18 protein-coding genes and 1 pseudogene are annotated in these 17,673 nt (G+C 36.7%); 18 read left to right on the plus strand and 1 reads right to left on the minus strand.

The annotated features are described in order from the left end of the window. The 13 genes and pseudogenes from Q0191_RS08285 to Q0191_RS08345 form a co-directional block, all read left to right on the plus strand. Positions 1 to 197 (plus strand): annotated as a pseudogene (locus Q0191_RS08285) (DUF3307 domain-containing protein); the annotation flags it as partial. A 74-nt stretch (positions 198 to 271) separates the two neighbouring features. After that, a complete protein-coding gene (locus Q0191_RS08290) occupies positions 272 to 853 on the plus strand; it encodes a GrpB family protein (protein WP_297665531.1) in 582 nt (193 codons plus the stop codon). Positions 854 to 1,060: 207 nt separating this feature from the next. Next, entirely contained in the window at positions 1,061 to 1,912 is an 852-nt protein-coding gene (locus tag Q0191_RS08295; RefSeq protein ID WP_297665533.1) for an alpha/beta hydrolase, read from the plus strand. Positions 1,913 to 2,081: 169 nt separating this feature from the next. Further along, positions 2,082 to 3,062, plus strand: coding sequence for a DUF1002 domain-containing protein (locus Q0191_RS08300; RefSeq protein WP_297665535.1), 981 nt, complete (start codon positions 2,082 to 2,084; stop codon positions 3,060 to 3,062). Between the two features lie 170 nt (positions 3,063 to 3,232). Beyond that, positions 3,233 to 3,460 (plus strand): hypothetical protein, encoded by a 228-nt coding sequence (locus tag Q0191_RS08305; RefSeq protein ID WP_297665537.1) that lies wholly within the window; start codon positions 3,233 to 3,235, stop codon positions 3,458 to 3,460. Between the two features lie 252 nt (positions 3,461 to 3,712). After that, entirely contained in the window at positions 3,713 to 4,312 is a 600-nt protein-coding gene (locus Q0191_RS08310; protein WP_297665539.1) for a recombinase family protein, read from the plus strand. 116 nt (positions 4,313 to 4,428) lie between these two features. Continuing rightward, positions 4,429 to 4,698 (plus strand): Mor transcription activator family protein, encoded by a 270-nt coding sequence (locus tag Q0191_RS08315; protein WP_297665541.1) that lies wholly within the window; start codon positions 4,429 to 4,431, stop codon positions 4,696 to 4,698. Positions 4,699 to 4,715: 17 nt separating this feature from the next. Then, positions 4,716 to 5,456 carry a DUF2628 domain-containing protein gene (locus Q0191_RS08320; RefSeq protein WP_125404361.1) on the plus strand — a complete coding sequence of 247 codons (741 nt, stop codon included), beginning with the start codon at positions 4,716 to 4,718 and terminating at the stop codon, positions 5,454 to 5,456. A gap of 233 nt (positions 5,457 to 5,689) precedes the next feature. Beyond that, complete coding sequence (locus Q0191_RS08325) at positions 5,690 to 6,214, plus strand: DUF1643 domain-containing protein (RefSeq protein ID WP_297665545.1); 525 nt, start codon at positions 5,690 to 5,692, stop codon at positions 6,212 to 6,214. A 5-nt stretch (positions 6,215 to 6,219) separates the two neighbouring features. Further along, positions 6,220 to 7,254: a hypothetical protein gene (locus Q0191_RS08330; RefSeq protein ID WP_297665547.1), complete on the plus strand. Its 1,035-nt coding sequence runs from the start codon at positions 6,220 to 6,222 to the stop codon at positions 7,252 to 7,254. Between the two features lie 99 nt (positions 7,255 to 7,353). Beyond that, positions 7,354 to 10,134: a DUF927 domain-containing protein gene (locus Q0191_RS08335; protein WP_297665548.1), complete on the plus strand. Its 2,781-nt coding sequence runs from the start codon at positions 7,354 to 7,356 to the stop codon at positions 10,132 to 10,134. Positions 10,135 to 10,139: 5 nt separating this feature from the next. Next, positions 10,140 to 10,325, plus strand: coding sequence for a DUF3173 family protein (locus Q0191_RS08340; protein ID WP_148880127.1), 186 nt, complete (start codon positions 10,140 to 10,142; stop codon positions 10,323 to 10,325). Between the two features lie 6 nt (positions 10,326 to 10,331). Then, a complete protein-coding gene (locus Q0191_RS08345) occupies positions 10,332 to 11,540 on the plus strand; it encodes a site-specific integrase (protein WP_297665554.1) in 1,209 nt (402 codons plus the stop codon). Positions 11,541 to 11,692: 152 nt separating this feature from the next. Here the strand turns inward: Q0191_RS08345 and guaA are convergent, their stop codons facing one another. Further along, on the minus strand, positions 11,693 to 13,252 hold the full coding sequence (guaA, locus tag Q0191_RS08350; protein ID WP_297665556.1) for a glutamine-hydrolyzing GMP synthase: 1,560 nt from the start codon (positions 13,250 to 13,252) through the stop codon (positions 11,693 to 11,695). A 242-nt stretch (positions 13,253 to 13,494) separates the two neighbouring features. Between guaA and Q0191_RS08355 the strand changes: the two genes are divergently transcribed. The 5 genes from Q0191_RS08355 to Q0191_RS08375 form a co-directional block, all read left to right on the plus strand. After that, positions 13,495 to 14,193 carry a GntR family transcriptional regulator gene (locus tag Q0191_RS08355; RefSeq protein WP_297665558.1) on the plus strand — a complete coding sequence of 233 codons (699 nt, stop codon included), beginning with the start codon at positions 13,495 to 13,497 and terminating at the stop codon, positions 14,191 to 14,193. 116 nt (positions 14,194 to 14,309) lie between these two features. Next, a complete protein-coding gene (locus tag Q0191_RS08360) occupies positions 14,310 to 14,642 on the plus strand; it encodes a putative DNA-binding protein (protein ID WP_005590307.1) in 333 nt (110 codons plus the stop codon). A 214-nt stretch (positions 14,643 to 14,856) separates the two neighbouring features. Then, a complete protein-coding gene (gene ffh, locus Q0191_RS08365) occupies positions 14,857 to 16,425 on the plus strand; it encodes a signal recognition particle protein (RefSeq protein WP_125446558.1) in 1,569 nt (522 codons plus the stop codon). Between the two features lie 60 nt (positions 16,426 to 16,485). Then, positions 16,486 to 17,277 carry an alpha/beta hydrolase gene (locus tag Q0191_RS08370; protein ID WP_297665563.1) on the plus strand — a complete coding sequence of 264 codons (792 nt, stop codon included), beginning with the start codon at positions 16,486 to 16,488 and terminating at the stop codon, positions 17,275 to 17,277. Positions 17,278 to 17,327: 50 nt separating this feature from the next. Next, positions 17,328 to 17,673, plus strand: a 346-nt coding sequence (locus Q0191_RS08375; RefSeq protein WP_297665565.1) for a MepB family protein, incomplete at its 3' end; no start/stop codon positions are given.

Raw genomic sequence — 17,673 nt, forward strand, 5'->3', positions numbered from 1 at the left:
GGATTTTGGAGCGCTTGATTATGGGACTTTCTCTTATTTTCGGGCAGTTTACTGCGATTGGGTTAGTCTTTACTGCTAAGTCTATCGCCCGCTATAATAAGATTTCAGAAAGCCAGTCCTTTGCAGAATACTATTTGATTGGCTCACTATTTAGCATGATCAGCGTTTTACTGACTTATGGCTTGCTTTATTGGTAATAAAAAACGAGGCTGAGATATGATTCCCAGTCTTTACTTTAATTCTTATTTTCTATAAAGAAAGGAGAAGGCACATGGCCGAAAACTTAGAAGATATGTCTTTAGAAGAATTATGGCAGCTGTTCCCAATTTTCTTAGAGGAGCACAATAAGGACTGGCCAGCTTGGTATGTGGAGGAAAGCAGGAGAATACAAAGTTTTTTGCCAGCAAATCAGTTGTATAAAATGTATCATATTGGTTCCACATCTATTGAGGGGATATGGGCTAAGCCGATTATTGACATTCTTTTAGAAATTCCTCGAAGTGAAGATATGGGGAGCATCAAGATAGAATTGCTAGAGCATGGCTACCTGCTTATGTCAGAGTCAGAAGGACGCATGTCTTTTAACAAGGGCTACACACTGCAAGGTTTTGCTGAGCGCGTTTTTCACTTGCATCTGCGCTACTATGGGGACCATGATGAACTCTATTTCCGAGACTATCTGAAAGCTCATCCAGATGTCGCTAAGGACTACGAGCAGCTAAAATTGACCTTATGGAAAAAGTACGAGCACAATCGTGATGCCTATACAGGAGCTAAAACTGATTTCATCAGGCAGTACACGCAAAAAGCTCAAAAGCTTTATGAGGGAAGGTATGACGACAAGCTGACCTAACCAGGAAGTCCTGCAAATCCACTATATTTCGTTTTAATTAGAGTAAAGAACTCGGATAGTTTTCTTGATTCGTTATAATACGTATTTATAATCACAAATTTCAATTTAAATAATATGATATGGTTTAAATTGAAATATAAGTCCTTTATTTGTCTACAAATACCAGAAATGTTATAATACTAATCTATAGAGGATAGGAGGTGAAAAATGAATAAACGATCTATCATCGCACTCTCAACTTTTCTGTTTATTGTTCTTGTCACTTTATTTCTAGGGTCCAAGCTACAAACAAGAGAGTTAAATAGTAGTAACTATATTCAGTCAAGGACTCCGACCTTATTTTTCCATGGTTATGGCTCAAGTGCTAATGCTGAAAAGCATATGGTAGAGGCAGCCAGACAAGCTGGAGTTACTCAATCCATCATTATAGCTACAGTTGATAGGCATGCCCAAGTAACCTTTAAAGGAGATATACCAAATGATGCTATCAATCCAATTGTCATGGTTGAGTTCAAAGACAATCGAAATCCCGATTATGCTCAGGACGGAGAATATGCAGCAGCAGTTGTTCGAAAGTTGCAAGCAAGATATGGTTTCAAAAAGATGAATTTTGTCGCGCATTCTATGGGAAATATGTCTATTTTATTTTACCTATTAGAGCACGCTCAGAATGAAGAGTTTCCAAAGTTACAAAAGCAGGTAAATATCGCCAATCATGTCAATGGTTTGGAGGGCATGGATTTGCCAGCTAATTTGACCATTCTAGATTCCAAAACGGGGCAGCCTAGCGCCATGAGTGATAGCTATCAAAAACTTCTGGGCTTGCGCGAAATTTATCCGCAAGATCAAGTGGATGTTCTCAATATCTATGGAGATTTTAAAAATCAATCAGATGGTTCTGTTTTAAACGTTTCTTCTCGCAGTCTCAAGTATCTTGTAATCGACAATGCCAAGTCATATCAGGAAAAACGAGTGACTGGCCCTCTGGCTCAGCATAGCCAGCTGCATGAAAATCCAGAAGTCGATAGATTATTGATTAATTTTCTTTGGGGTAAATGATTTTAAGAAATGTAAGCTATTCTCTGTCTATAAGAAAACTTTAAGCATTTTATACTATTTTGTTCTATGGAAAGTTTTCCTTTCCTAATTTAATGTGACAGCGCAATCCGCTGATTATAATCGAAGCTTCTCTAAAACCTTATTATTTAGAGATAGATTGAGGAGTAAAATGAAATTTAAGAAAACATTACTGACAGCAGGAGCTCTAGTAGCTACTCTCTTTACCGTATCTACAGCAACTGCTGATACTAACGTTCAAAAAGTCATTGACGAAACCTATGTTCAGCCTGAGTATGTCTTAGGCTATTCCTTGGATGACAGCCAAAAAGAGCAAACGCTTCAGCTCTTAGGCTACAATACATCGAGTGATTCTAAACCTCTGAAAACAATGACACCTGATGTCTATTCAAAGATTATGAATGTAGCAAATGATCCTAGTTTACAGCTATATTCTTCTGTTAAGATTAAGAAGTTGGGCAACAAGAAGCCACTTCAAGTCAAGATTGTTACGCCACAAAACATCACCAAGGTTACAGAGGATATGTATCGCAATGCAGCAGTCACCTTGGGCGTACAGCATGCAGAAATTACAGTAGCAGCACCTATCCCTGTAACTGGAGAAAGTGCCCTAGCTGGTATTTATTACTCGCTGGAGGAAAATGGAGCGAGCGTTCCTCAGGAAAATAAAGATTTGGCTCAGGAAGAATTAGCCGCACTTTCAAATATCAATGCTGAAAACCAGGGTAAGGAAGGCTACGATGCTGATAAGCTGAATGTGGCTCTAACAGATATTAAAACAGCTGTTGCCAATGCTAAAAAGAATAACAGCAACTTGACAGAAGCTGATGTCCGTAAAATCGTTGAAGAAACACTGAAAAACTACGGTCTCAGCAGTTCCGTTACAGCTGATCAAATCAATCTGATTATTAACTTTGCTGTCAATCTTTCAAACAGTGGAGTCATCACAAATTCTGATTTCACAAAGACGCTCACCGACTTGAAAAACAGTATTGTTTCAAAGGCTGGTGATACCTTCAATAATATCAATCTTAACTTTGATGCAAACGGACTTCTTGAAGATGGCGGTAATTTCTTTAGCAATATCTGGAATGCAATCGTCAATTTCTTCAAAGGGTTGCTAGGTCAATAAGACTGTCTTTAAGATATAATAAAAAACCAGCTAGATTCTAGCTGGTTTTTGCATATTTCTTATTCCCACTCGATAATTATAAAGATGTTCCGTGTGGTTGATTTACTAATAAGTAATACATAGTCTAGCAGGGAACTTGGCAGGGAATTTTAAAAGAGGACAAGTGCTTCATGAATCAAAAATTAATAGCGATAGATTATCTATCTAAGCATGTTGAAGAGAACATTGAATTTGACAATATCGGTTACGAGAGCAATGTTTTTGACTATATAGAATTAGATGAAGAACTACTTCCTAGTGAGTATCAAAAGGTCTTTGAAGGAAACATAGTCAAAGTAGATATCTACATGTATGATACAGTATATATTTACTTCATAAGTTTACTAGATTCTCCTTAAATAGGAAGTTTACTGGGAGTGGCAAAGGAACGCCAGTTGTTAGAATTTAAATTTCTTAAAGAAAGGTAAGTAAGATGTTTGGTTTAATCTTAGTTTTAGAAGTAATAGCTTTAGTAGCTAAATCTGTTTCGAATGAGTTAAAGAGAAAAAAGTAATCTGTCTAAAATAGGTGTATCAATAATTGACTATGACAAGTAGGATGAGTTACTTATCTGCGTTGTAAAAAATACATGACAAAAAAAGGGGCAAGCGATGAAAATAGGATACATTAGAGCATCAACTAAAGATCAAAACCTAGCTAGGCAGATTGAAATGATGAAACAAGAGGGCGTTAATAAGGTATTCAGTGAAAAAGTAAGCGGTAAAGATATGAACCGTAAAGAACTGAAAGCTCTGTTAAAGTTTGCAAGGGAAGGAGATGAAATTATAGTATCTTCTCTCGATAGATTAGGTAGAGACTATCAAGATATAAAAGAGATTGTGAGGCAATTACAACAAAGGTGCATCAAGCTAACTATAATTGATGCGCCTTTTTTAAATTTTAATACAGGAAACAATACACTGGACACTGCTATGTTTGATATGTTTCTATCATTGTTAGGTTATATAGCGCAAAATGAACGTGAAAAAATCTTAGAAAGACAGCGCCAAGGTATCAAGTTAGCTAAACAGCGTGGTGTTTATAAAGGGCGTCCTATACAGTATCATGAACACGCTAAAAATGCTAAAGACAGATTAATCTATCACAATGTTAAACGAATGCTTGAAGAACATCTTCCAGTTACACAAATTGCCAAGGAAAACGGGATCTCTAGACAGACGGTATATATTATTCGAAAAAGGCTTGAATGACGGAATGCTTCCGAATTGTGAAGTCCAGACTAGTTCTCTGATTTTGTCTAGGTCATTTGACAGTTGATTTGTCCTGAAAAGGATAGTTAAATTTATTGTAGAGGAGAATATTAATAATGGCGTTAGAACAAACACAACCTAGTGATTGGAATAAGATTTATATGGAGTTAGCTACATTGATTGGAAAAGAAAATGCTATGCTTTTGTACACCCATTATAGAGGAGCATATATTAATTTCCCCATGAGATTGTTATCAAAGGAGGGATTACAGAGAATAGTATGTGCAGAATTCAACGGAAGTAATTCAGGAGAAATTGCAAAAAAATATGGCTATTCAGTTAGACATATTAATAGAGTGGCACAAGAAAAAAATCACATTAAATAAGTTAAGGAGATTAATAAATGTATTGTAGAACATGCGGAAAAGAAGTAAATCAAAATGCTGAATTTTGTTTAAACTGTGGAGTAAATCCACAGAGCGGAAATGCTCACTGTCATAACTGTGGAGTAAATACAAATCCAGAACAAGTTGTTTGTTTAGCATGCGGAGTCAATCTTGAACAAAGGAATGTATCAAATGGATACAACAGTGCAGAAAGCTCTAAAGCTTTCTGTAAAAGTTGTGGAAGTAAAGTTAATGAGAAAGCTGAGATATGTATGACTTGTGGTATTAATCCATTAAATGGTCATAATTATTGTCAAAATTGTGGAGCTCCAACCAAAGCTGAGCAAGAAATTTGTACTTCATGTGGTGTAAGAGTTAGCGGTGTGAGAATTAATAGTAGAGCAAGAGGTAGAGAATCATTTGGCTCTACTATGGGAAGTTTCTCATATGGATCATACTCCGAATACTATCAAAATGAATTTTCTGCTATAGAAAGAAGTAATGAAGAATATCAAGGAAAGTTTAATTGGTTGGCATTTTTGTTCACACCAATTTGGTTACTTACAAAAGGCATGTGGCAACTAGTGTTAATAGTTTCTGTCATTTATTTCTTTCCCCTTGTTGGAGTCCTGGTTGCTCTAGTTTTCTGTTTCTTAATTGGACGTAAGGCGAACTATCTGTACTATAGAAAAGAGAAATATGGAGAGCAATTACCGAAAGATTGGAGTATATTCTTCGATTTTATTAATCAGAAATAGTAGAACTCAATTCTAACAATAAAAAAAAGACACAGTACTCTTTTTGAAAGGTGTTGTGTCTTTTTTATATAATGAGTTACTCTGTAAGTGATATTTTGTCGTGACAATACGCCAAAAAAATATGTTAATATATAATTAAATTGAGCTAGATGAAGATGGGCAGAGAAAGCACCATATTGATAATCTATCGATATTTAAACTCTTAAAATTAAGTTAAAAAGTGGAGGAATTCAATGGTCAAAAAACAGTCAAATGTTTGTATCAAAATAGAGATTATAGAATCTAGTAATAGACACCATCGCTATGTTCTCTCCAAACAATGGAGTAATAAACCTATGGTAACAGTTCTAACTCTGTACCCCAGTTCTAGTAATTTAGTAGAGGATGATATGACTATGATGTTGATTACAAACAATGTCTATAAATTAGGGTATGGTGGTTTCTATAGTGTTAATTTGTTTTCTAAATATGAGATTGATAGAAAAAACTATTTGAAAGCAACCAATGTTGACAATGACGACCACATATTGGAATGTGCGAAAAAATCATGTAAAATAATATTTGCTTATGGTTCATTGCCTCTAAAAAATAAACAAGTGGCACACCGTCTTAATGAATTATATCATTTGCTTTTAAATAATCAATTAGATGATAAAATAACATACTTAACAGATGAACAGAAAGAATTATGTTTTCATCCATTGGCCAGTCAAGTAAGGAAAAAGTGGTATAATATTAGTAAAAAAAAAGGGAAGTAAGACAGATGGCGAACAATAATGAAAATATAAATATAAGAGACATAAAAGAAAATATTTTTTATGTACACATTTTTTGTGAGAAAGTTAAAGATAATAATTCTCGAGAAGAAGAAATAAGAAAGGTGCGAGTAGGTATATTTGATAATAAAAAAAATCTTTTTCAACGTAGATTACTAGCTTGTATAATTATATTAAACCATTCTCAAGAGTTTCAAAAATACCATTCAGATTTTTTTGAAAAAATAATTAAGGAGGTTCGTTCCACTGATTCTTTAAGTAGTTTACAAAGAATAGGAGACAAAATAAGTTTTAATAAAAGAAATATAGATGCTATAGAAATTCCTAGTAAGCCAGTTGCTTATCTTTTATTTTTCCTTATTTCTTTCTATAACTTAAATAACCTATTGAATGATTTCTATTTGATATTTAATCGTACCTTTACATATGAAAAACAACAGTTCGAAATCCAAAATTGGGATAGTTTAATAAAAGATGACTTCTTATTAAGTATGCTTATTTTTGGTCTTGATGAATTGGATTTAAGCGAGACATCCAAAGAATATTTTGAGTCCCTTCAAGATAGATACATAGAAAAGCAAAAGTTTTACCATCAAGTGATTGAGAGCAACAAACTAAAAGTCACACGTGATTTAGGTAAGAGAATTAAAGCGGATAGCTTCTTGATTGAAGATGATGATAAACTAATATTAGAGGAAAATAAATTATTTACTTACTTAAAAGGCATGACAAAAAATGAAAGAAAGCAAACTGAAGCCTTAATATTAAGTTTATTTGTGTTTAAAATTTCAAAAGAATTACCTAAGAAAATATATGAAACCTCAATGCATGGTAAATATATCTCTAGTAATAGGATTACTTTATCTGAAGCTCTTGAGACATCAAGGAATGATAATCTCAATCATTTAAATGAATATATGAAACTTCAGGTTTTAGAACAAATTTATCGCTATATAGATGAAGATATTGCCACTACCTTTGCAAATAAAAACATATCTTGTAAATTGAAACCCTTTTTCTAATAACATAAAATTCCAGAAGTGTCAACCCCCTAACTCCATTTTGAGTTGGGGTTTTCTTTATCTGAGATACATCATAAAATATATAAAAAGGAGTGAAATATGAATAATATTTCTATAAAAAATTTAGTGTTGCAAGTGTGTCAAAAGGAGATATCCAATGATGCAATTATTTCAGAAGTTGGACAAACTTTAAGAGTATTATACAATTATGGTATTCAAAAAATTAATCTGCGTTTTTTAGGTAAAGGAGCACCTAAAAACCTAGTGTGCCAGATTGCTGATTTTGATGTATCTACGGATGTCTCAAGTGATACAAGTTATGCTTACTATACTACCTTTAATGAGATTCATGATCATTGTGGAGCTGGAAATAGGGCTATTAAAGATAGCGATATTTCTTCGTACCGATTTATGTTGATAGATATTGATCCTGAGCGTCCAAGTGGGACTTGTGCTACAGAAGCAGAAAAACAATCTGCAGTTTCGTTGGCTGATGACATACTAGACTGGTTCATTACCTATGAGATATTAAACAAAGACAGAGTAATTATTGCGGATTCAGGAAATGGTATCCATTTCCTAGTACCTTTAGACTTTCTGCCAGCCAATACAACAAAAGGTAAAATCAAAGAAATCTTAGGCTTGCTAGATAAGAAATTTTCCAATCAGCAGGCTAAAATTGATGTTACAGTTTTCAATCCAAGTCGAATAACTCGATTATATGGTACATTGAACTGTAAAGGGGTAAATACTCCTGAGCGACCATACCGTCAAAGCAGACTTCTATATGTACCAATTGAGAAAGTAACTGGTTTGACAGAAGAAAATCTAAACTCGCTTATTACGCAGTTACAGACAGCAATTGTAAATTATGCAGATGAAGCTGTCAAGCAAAAAACCGAAGTGAGTGATGTGAATCCGTATATCCAAGCAAAAGGAGAAGAATGGCTAAAACATTATAATTTAGAGTTTCATCCATATAAAGAAGATGAACATGGCACTAAATTATACCCATTCAAAACTTGCCCAATGAAAGAGCATTCAAACACTGATAGTGGAGCATGTTTCATCATAACAAAATATGGACGATGTAAGTTTAAGTGTCTCCATGCTAGTTGCTCAAGTAAAACTATTAATGATTTCATATCTAAATATCCATGCCCCGAGGAATTCTTATTAAAAGTACCCTCGACAAGTAGGAAAGAGCTACCAACACTAGAGGATTTAATAAATGGGAAGAAATACAACTTTGGAGATTACGAAGTTAGTAAATCTGGTATATATAAATTCTCTGATAAAAAGATTGAAATCATATCATCCACTCCATTCTTTATTTCTAAAAGCTTTTTCAATATTGACACAAATCACTTTCAGTATGAGTTGCAGTATCTAATTCAAGGTAAAAAAAATACCCAAAAAATATTAGGTATCACTCTATCACCTTATAAGATTTCTGATTTAACAAAATTCGGTATTATTTTAGCATCAGCACCTCAGAGAGTAATTGAATATCTGAATTATCAGTTAAAAACAGTACCTATTCAGAATATCCATTCATATGTAGGGTGGAAAACAAGCGATTCAGACACATTAACTTTCAGGTTGGGTAGAAATTATGGAGATACAGAAGTAAGTCTACTAGTAGATAACTCTCTCTTTAATTTGTCGTCACGAGGAACATTTGAAGAATGGAGACAAATGGTCCTTGATAATGTACTTGATAGCAATATGGAGATTGCATTATGTGTGGGTTTTAGCTCAATCATTCTGGGATATTTAGCAATAAACTATAAACCAGATATTGGAAGTTTAATTATTAATTTCTTTGGCCAATCTACGAGTGGTAAAACAACGGCTCTCCATTTAATTAATAGTATTTATTCTAATCCAGCAAATACTATGTATTCTTTTAGTGCCACGCAGAATGCTCTACTTGCTATATTAAATGGAAATATGGGAGTAGCAACGACAATAGATGAGTTATCTGCCTCAAGAAGTACCGACCTCTCCGAATTGTTGTATCAGATAGGACAAGGTCAAAGTAGATTGAGGTTGAATTCCGATTCCACTTTTAAAGAGCAATTTAAATTTAATACTGTAATCGCCACAACATCAGAAGTACCCATGGCAAATTATCTCAATTCCAACCAAGGACTACATATGCGCTATATAGAATTAACATCAGAAAACGGATGGACTAAAGATGCACCTACTGCTGATCAGATAAAACGAAAATGTTTAAAGTGTTATGGTGTAGCTAGTGAATATTTCATGGAAAAAATATTTAATCACGAAAAAAGCGTTAAATATATAAATGAAGTCTATAAAACAGCATACCATGATCTAGTTCAGAAACTTCCAGAAACTAGATTTAAAACACGTATCGGTGCATTGTATGCAACGATCTACAGCTCAGCATTTCTGATTAAAGAATTTCTAGATATAGATATAAGTACAGAAAGGGTATGTGATTTCTTAGTATCTACAGAAAAAAGATTGCTAGATAAACGAAATGAAATCCCTACTAATCTATACACTAGTTTAGTGGAATATACTTTGTCACATGCTGGATTATTCCATATCAAAGACAGTTACACTAGGACTGGAAATAAGATAGGAGTGATTAAATTGTATAAAGAAACATATCGAGCCTTTTTCTTCAGAGATGAGTTTGAGAAGTTATTGAAAAAGGAATTTTCTATATCAAATATAGAAAAAGCACTTCAGCTATTAAACATGCAACATAAGCTAATAAAAGACAAAAGACGACTCGTCAAATATATGACCATTGAAAAAAACAGAATTCCTATGTATTGTATTGAGTTGCCATTAGAGTGGAAACAAGCTGCAATCGAGTTAGGGATATTTGGGGAGGAATAATACTGATGAAAACAATTGACTACAGGGTATTAATAGACTTAGGTTATAAACAGCATACAGCCAAAAATATCATTAGACAAGCTAAATGCTGGCTCGTTGAAAATGGATATGAATTTTATCTAAATAAACGTTGCGGTATTGTTCCAGCCTATGCTGTAGAAAAAATAATAGGAATTAAAATAGAGAGGTGAGTTATAATGAGTAAGACAAAATATCCTTGTGTATTCAAAAATGATAAAACAGGTTTCTACTACTACAGTGTTGAATTAGGCGTAGATAGAATTACAGGGAAACGAATTCAGAAAAAATCTTCTAAATCGAAAAAAGGGAACCCGTTTCGTACAGCCAAAGAAGCTTACGAGGAAGTTACCAAAATCAAATTAGAATATCATAAAGTGAAAAATTACAGCGATTATGATATAACCTATGAACGATTTATGGAAGGACACTATTTGCCAATGTATGAGAAAAGTGTTGAAAAAGGGACATGGATTTCTAAACAGCCGGCCTTAAAAATGTTAATTCAGAGATTTGGAAAAATTAGGCTACGGGACATCACACTAACAAACTGCGAGAAATTTAGAGTCTATCTCTTGACTAATGACCAATATTCTCAAAACTATGCTTCCATGATTTATGGAGCATTTAGAAAAACTTTGGACTATGCAGTCAAGATACAATACCTTGAAGTAAATGTATCCAAACAAACGGATGCAATTTCTAAAGGACGAGTAACTGTAGCTTATTGGACTAAGGAAGAATTTGAAAAGGTACTATCAAGCTTCTATATTGATGACCTCTATGAACACATGTCTTTTATTGCAGTTTGGTTATACTACATGACTGGAATAAGAGTTTCTGAAGGGTTAGCACTAAAGTGGACGGATGTAGACTTAGAAAATAAAAAGTTGCGGATACACGGTACTCTGGAGAGAAGAGGAAGAGCAGAATATGAAGTAAAGAACTATACGAAGACCATAAGCAGTCAACGTATTATCTCTTTAGATGATACAACTGTCCAACTGTTGACGAAATGGAAACAGAGACAGGAAAAACAGCACATAGCTCCTTTCATCCTCAGTTATTCAAAAACACCGCTACACCGTTCAACAATTAATAGAATTATCAAACGCCATGCCAATATTAGCGGTGTCCATCCAATACAGGCAAAGGGGCTAAGGCATAGTCATGCAAGCTATCTCATTAATGAGCATAACATTGATGTCCTAGTGATTTCTAGAAGATTGGGACACTCAAGTCCTGAGATAACGCTAAAACATTACGCTCATCTATGGTCTAGAAATGACGAAAGCGTAGCACAGGCTATAGAGGATGACATTACTATTAAGCATAGTATAGAAAGTAAAGTGAAGTTTAAAGGAAACCAAAGTATAAAGAAAAAATAAACAAATAACCCCCAACGCATAAAGGTTAGCGTTGGGGGTTAAAAGCAGGGAGAGAGGCAGGGAATAAGTTAACTAAAAGTTGCGATAAGTGGGGTAACTTATTGATAAATCCTTATAAAATCAATTGAAAAAAGGTTAGGATAGAGGTCGACTTATTCCCACTCCACAGTTGCAGGTGGTTTGCTGGTAATATCGTAGACGATGCGATTGACATGGTCAACTTCGTTGACGATACGGACAGAGATCTTTTGCAGAACTTCCCAAGGGATCTTGGCAAAGTCAGCTGTCATACCATCGATAGAAGTGATAGCACGAATTGCAATTGTGTAGTCGTAAGTTCGGCCATCGCCCATAACACCGACTGAACGAACGCCAGTGTTGACAGTGAAGTATTGCCAGATATCGCGGTCAAGACCAGCCTTGGCGATTTCTTCACGGAGAATAGCGTCTGATTCGCGGACAGTTTCCAATTTTTCTTCTGTGATTTCACCCATGACACGGATAGCAAGCCCAGGACCTGGGAATGGCTGGCGCCAGACAATTTCATCAGGCATACCAAGCTCTGTACCCAAAGCGCGTACTTCATCCTTGTAAAGTGTATTTAGAGGTTCAATCAGCTCAAACTGCATATCCTCTGGCAGACCACCAACATTGTGGTGAGACTTGATAGTTTGAGCAGTGTCAGTACCAGATTCGATAACATCGGTATAAAGTGTACCTTGAGCCAAGAATTTCACATCTTTCAGTTTGCTGGCTTCATCGTCAAAGACATAGACAAACTCGTTTCCAATGATTTTACGTTTTTGCTCTGGATCTGAAACGCCAGCAAGTTTGTCAAGGAAACGCTTCGCTGCGTCCGCTTTAACGATATTAAGACCAAACTTGCCGCCCAGCATCTCCATAACTTGATCAGCTTCGCCTTTACGCAAAAGACCGTGATCTACAAAGATACAGATCAATTGATCGCCGATAGCTTTCTGCAAAAGGACACCTACAACAGAAGAGTCAACACCACCTGATAGACCGAGCAGGACACGCTTGTCACCGACTGTTTCACGGATTTTTTGAATCTGCATATCGATGAAGTTATCCATAGACCAGTCGCCTTTAGCGCCACAGATATTGAGAGCAAAATTACGCAGAATATCGTAACCGTACTCAGAATGACGAACCTCAGGGTGGAATTGAATTCCGTAGATTTTCTTGTCAGGATTTTCAATAGATGCAAAAGGACAGTCTGCAGATGTAGCAGTGCGGACAAAGTCTGCAGGAATCTCTGTCACCGCATCACCGTGGCTCATCAGGACAAGCTGCTCATCTGGTGTGCCTTCAAAAAGAGGAGAAGTAGCACGTGTTAGTTTTGATTGACCATATTCACGATTGCCGGCATCACCTGCTGGCACCACCTTCCCGCCCAATTTATGAGTCAAAAGCTGCATACCATAGCAAATCCCCAAAATTGGGATCCCCAACTCAAAAATCTCTGGGTCAATATCAAATGAATCTTCTTCATAAACTGAGTTAGGTCCACCTGAAAGGATAATCCCGACAGGCCGGATAGCACGAACTTCATCCGCTGTGATCTTGTGGCTCTTGAGTTCAGAAAATACACCAATTTCACGGATACGACGCGAAATCAGCTGGTTGTACTGGCTGCCGTAATCAAGCACGATGATTTTTTCAACATCTTGCAATTCAGTTGTAGTTGTCATCTTTTCCCTTTCTTAAAAGAAGTAATCTTTTTCCCCTCATTTTATCACAAAAATCGAATTTTTCCAAGGTAATAGGACTAGCTGCAAGTAAAAATAACTGAAAAGTAAGGACATTTGCTCTAAGAATTGATAATAAAATAGGATTTCCCTACATTGATTGATATTTAGTTTGACATTTAAACTAATTGATAATACAATAAATGTATAAAAAAGCTGCTTAAAATCAGAAAAGAGGGCTATTGATGTTACCTGCTTATGTGAAAATACACGATCAAATTAAAAAAGAAATTGACGAAGGTATTTGGGAGATTGGCGAGCGATTGCCAAGCGAACGTGATCTTGCTGAAACTTTCGAGGTCAGCAGAATGACCCTGCGCCAAGCTATTACGCTTCTGGTGGAGGAAGGGGTGCTAGAGCGTCGAGTCGGCAGCGGGACTTATGTCGCTAGCACACGCGTTCAGGAAAAAATGCGTGGAACAACTAGTTTTACAGAAATTATGAAGTCTCAAGGAAAAATACCGTCCAGCCAGCTAATTTCCTACCGTCGGACGCTGCCAAGCGAGCGAGAAGTCGAAAAGCTGGGCATCCATAAGACAGAGAATATTATCCGCATGGAACGGGTTCGCTATGCTGACGATATCCCAGTTGTCTATGAAGTTGCCTCAATTCCAGAGAAATATATAAAGAATTTCAAAAAAGAAGAAGTGACTAGTCATTTCTTTCAAACTCTACAAGAGCACGGCTATAAAATTGGCAAGTCCCAACAGACTATTTACGCCCGTTTGGCAAAGGAAAAAATCGCTAAATACCTAGAAATTCCCCGTGGTCACGCTATTTTAGGTCTAACACAGGTTTCTTATTTTGATGATGGAACGGCCTTTGAATATGTAAAAAGCCAGTATGTCGGCGAACGATTTGAATTCTATTTAGAAAACAATTGATTGCATAATTTAAATTACGTATAAAAACTGTCGGTCGGCAGTTTTTTTAGAATTCTCCATTTTCAAATATACCGAAAGAGTGGAGTTTAAAGGGATTATTTGGTATAATATTCTTTATGGAAATTGAAAAAACAAATCGAATGAATGCTCTGTTTGAGTTTTACGCGGCTTTGCTGACCGACAAGCAGATGAACTATATCGAGCTCTACTATGCTGATGACTACAGCCTTGCTGAGATTGCCGAGGAGTTTAACGTGAGCCGCCAAGCTGTCTATGATAATATCAAGCGGACAGAGAAAATTCTGGAAGACTACGAAATGAAACTGCACATGTACTCTGACTATATTGTCAGAAGTCAGATTTTCGATCAGATTATGGAGAAATACCCTGATGATCCCTATTTGCAGGAGCAGCTTGCAGTTTTGTCCAGCATTGATAACCGAGAATAAAACGAGAGTGGGACAGAAATCGGTAATTCGTTAGAATTCGATTTCGTCGTCCCACCTCCGCACAGTTGAGTAGGGCTGTAAAAGCTGATGAAATCAGCGTAGTAGAGCCCACTCAACCACTGCGTCTTGCTCGACAATCCAAAGACAATTGAGAGGCTAGGACTTTTGTCCCAGACTTATTTCCATCATTTGATAATTAAGAGGAGAAATATTTATGGCTTTTGAAAATTTAACTGAACGCTTACAGAACGTCTTTAAAAACCTACGCAGAAAGGGGAAAATTTCTGAGAGTGATATCCAGGAAGCGACCAAGGAGATTCGTCTTGCTCTCTTGGAGGCTGACGTTGCCCTACCTGTTGTCAAAGACTTTATTAAAAAGATTCGTGAGCGAGCTATCGGACACGAAGTTATTGACACGCTCAATCCAGCTCAACAGATCATCAAAATCGTAGACGAAGAGCTAACAGCCATTCTGGGTTCTGATACTGCCGAGATTATCAAGTCACCAAAGATTCCGACTGTTATCATGATGGTCGGTTTGCAGGGGGCTGGTAAAACGACCTTTGCGGGTAAATTAGCCAATAAACTCAAGAAAGAAGAAAATGCTCGTCCTCTGATGATTGCGGCGGATATCTACCGTCCAGCGGCTATTGATCAGCTGAAAACACTGGGGCAACAGATTGATGTGCCAGTCTTTGCCTTGGGTACCGAGTTTCCAGCAGTAGAGATTGTCCGTCAAGGTTTGGAGCAAGCCAAGGCTAATCACAACGACTATGTCTTGATTGATACGGCTGGTCGCCTACAAATTGATGAAAAGCTCATGCAGGAACTAGCTGATGTCAAGGCATTAGCACAGCCAAATGAAATTCTGCTGGTGGTCGATGCCATGATCGGTCAGGAAGCAGCAAACGTAGCCCGTGAATTTAACAATCAACTCGAAGTAACCGGGGTTATCCTGACCAAGATTGATGGGGATACTCGTGGTGGTGCAGCTCTGTCAGTCCGTCAGATCACTGGCAAGCCAATCAAGTTTACTGGTACTGGTGAAAAGATTACCGATATCGAAACCTTCCACCCAGACCGTATGTCTGGCCGTATCCTCGGCATGGGGGATATGCTGACCCTGATTGAAAAGGCCGCTCAAGAGTACGATGAGAAAAAATCGCTTGAAATGGCTGAAAAAATGCGGGAAAATACCTTTGATTTCAACGATTTCATCGACCAGCTGGATCAAGTTCAGAACATGGGACCTATGGAAGAATTGCTCAAGATGTTGCCAGGTATGGCCAATAATCCTGCTCTTAAAAACATCAAAGTAGATGAAAAAGAAATTGCCCGTAAACGTGCTATCGTATCCTCTATGACACCAGCCGAGCGGGAAAATCCAGACCTGCTTAACCCAAGTCGTCGTCGTCGGATTGCAGCTGGTTCTGGTAATAGCTTTGTCGAAGTCAATAAGTTTATCAAGGACTTTAACCAAGCCAAACAGATGATGCAGGGCGTCCTATCTGGAGATATGAACAAAATGATGAAACAGATGGGGCTCAACCCTAACAATCTTCCTAAAAATATGCCGGGCGGCATGCCTGATATGTCAGCTTTAGAAGGCATGATGGGACAAGGCGGTATGCCGGATTTATCTGCCTTAGGCGGAGCGGGCATGCCAGATATGAGTCAACTTTTCGGCGGTGGCCTCAAAGGGAAAGCTGGAGAATTTCTCATGCGCCGCAGCATGAATAAAATGGCCAAGCAAATGAAGAAAAACAAGAAAAAACGGAAGTAATCGCAAATAAGTTACATAATTTAGTTTATGTAACTTATTTTGTACATTTAGGAAAAAGAAATGAAAAAGTTGATTAAGTATCTAATTCGATTTTATAACGACATACAAGCGAAACTCACTTCCCATCCCATCAGTCATCTGCCCTTGAGCAAAGTTGACATACAACCAATTATTATGATTCCCGGCAGTTCAGCAACAGAGAATCGTTTTAACAAAATGGTCCAAAAGCTCAATCATGGCCAACATCCGCACCATAGTCTTATTCGCATCAAAGTCTGGGATGACGGCTACATGACTTATCGCGGGCATTTGAAGCGAAAGGACAGAAAACCCATTTTTGTGATTGGTTTTCAGAATAATCACGATGGTTACAAAAATATCAAGAAGCAGGCTGCTATGTTTAACGCTGCTATAACTGTTTTGCGAGAGAAATACCCTTTTACCAGTTTTAAAGGCTTGGGGCATTCTAACGGCGGACTGGTTTATACAGTATTCCTGCAGCAATACCTGGCAAACCATTCTGGATTGGAGATGGAAAAGCTCCTGACTATTGGCAGTCCTTATAATTTGAATAAAAAAGAAGTCAGTTATCGAGTTCCGATGTTGGAAGATTTTGTGACCAATCAAGACAAGTTACCTCAGCAACTTCAGCATCTATCGATTTTAGGAATATTTTTCCGAGACGGTGATGGAATTGTCCATAGAAGCAGTGTAGAGGCTGGGAGTTTGATTTACAAAGGAAAGATTGCTTTGCATAGAGAGGTCGTCATCACAGGCAAGGCTGCTCATCATTCATCTCTACCACAAAATGAACAGGTAATTGATTTGATTAAAGGGTTTTTATTTCAATAATTATTTTACATAATTTAATTTTGGTAAAAAATTAGAAAGGCGATAAAAGAATGATAATGACAGACATTCTTCATAAGTATTATGGTGACTTTGATCTGATAAATGAAAAATGGAATGAAGACTATGAAAGCATTTTGATTAAGCCAAAGGATGATCAAGAATATAAAAGATGCCGTTTGGCAAAGAAAACACCTAAAAAAGAAGGCTACTTTACAGTCTTTTGGAAAAAAGACCAAGACAACAAGAATATTCCTTATACCGATAAAGACTTGGGTAATGAACTGGTTATTGTCGTCATCGACGACCGTCATTGCGGTATATTTATCATTCCCAAAGAAGTGGCTATCAGTAAAAAAATTCTTTCTACAAAGGATTGTAAAGGAAAGATGGCTATGC

This window comes from uncultured Streptococcus sp. (assembly GCF_938036805.1).
In the GTDB taxonomy this organism is placed as follows: Bacteria; Bacillota; Bacilli; order Lactobacillales; family Streptococcaceae; genus Streptococcus.

What these genes read in the sequence shown, in the direction of transcription:
- Q0191_RS08290 (WP_297665531.1), top strand. Translation starts at nt 272, where the DNA reads ATGGCCGAAAACTTAGAAGATATGTCTTTAGAAGAATTATGGCAGCTG.
- Q0191_RS08295 (WP_297665533.1), top strand. Translation starts at nt 1,061, where the DNA reads ATGAATAAACGATCTATCATCGCACTCTCAACTTTTCTGTTTATTGTT.
- Q0191_RS08300 (WP_297665535.1), top strand. Translation starts at nt 2,082, where the DNA reads ATGAAATTTAAGAAAACATTACTGACAGCAGGAGCTCTAGTAGCTACT.
- Q0191_RS08305 (WP_297665537.1), top strand. Translation starts at nt 3,233, where the DNA reads ATGAATCAAAAATTAATAGCGATAGATTATCTATCTAAGCATGTTGAA.
- Q0191_RS08310 (WP_297665539.1), top strand. Translation starts at nt 3,713, where the DNA reads ATGAAAATAGGATACATTAGAGCATCAACTAAAGATCAAAACCTAGCT.
- Q0191_RS08315 (WP_297665541.1), top strand. Translation starts at nt 4,429, where the DNA reads ATGGCGTTAGAACAAACACAACCTAGTGATTGGAATAAGATTTATATG.
- Q0191_RS08320 (WP_125404361.1), top strand. Translation starts at nt 4,716, where the DNA reads ATGTATTGTAGAACATGCGGAAAAGAAGTAAATCAAAATGCTGAATTT.
- Q0191_RS08325 (WP_297665545.1), top strand. Translation starts at nt 5,690, where the DNA reads ATGGTCAAAAAACAGTCAAATGTTTGTATCAAAATAGAGATTATAGAA.
- Q0191_RS08330 (WP_297665547.1), top strand. Translation starts at nt 6,220, where the DNA reads ATGGCGAACAATAATGAAAATATAAATATAAGAGACATAAAAGAAAAT.
- Q0191_RS08335 (WP_297665548.1), top strand. Translation starts at nt 7,354, where the DNA reads ATGAATAATATTTCTATAAAAAATTTAGTGTTGCAAGTGTGTCAAAAG.
- Q0191_RS08340 (WP_148880127.1), top strand. Translation starts at nt 10,140, where the DNA reads ATGAAAACAATTGACTACAGGGTATTAATAGACTTAGGTTATAAACAG.
- Q0191_RS08345 (WP_297665554.1), top strand. Translation starts at nt 10,332, where the DNA reads ATGAGTAAGACAAAATATCCTTGTGTATTCAAAAATGATAAAACAGGT.
- guaA (WP_297665556.1), bottom strand. Translation starts at nt 13,252, where the DNA reads ATGACAACTACAACTGAATTGCAAGATGTTGAAAAAATCATCGTGCTT.
- Q0191_RS08355 (WP_297665558.1), top strand. Translation starts at nt 13,495, where the DNA reads ATGTTACCTGCTTATGTGAAAATACACGATCAAATTAAAAAAGAAATT.
- Q0191_RS08360 (WP_005590307.1), top strand. Translation starts at nt 14,310, where the DNA reads ATGGAAATTGAAAAAACAAATCGAATGAATGCTCTGTTTGAGTTTTAC.
- ffh (WP_125446558.1), top strand. Translation starts at nt 14,857, where the DNA reads ATGGCTTTTGAAAATTTAACTGAACGCTTACAGAACGTCTTTAAAAAC.
- Q0191_RS08370 (WP_297665563.1), top strand. Translation starts at nt 16,486, where the DNA reads ATGAAAAAGTTGATTAAGTATCTAATTCGATTTTATAACGACATACAA.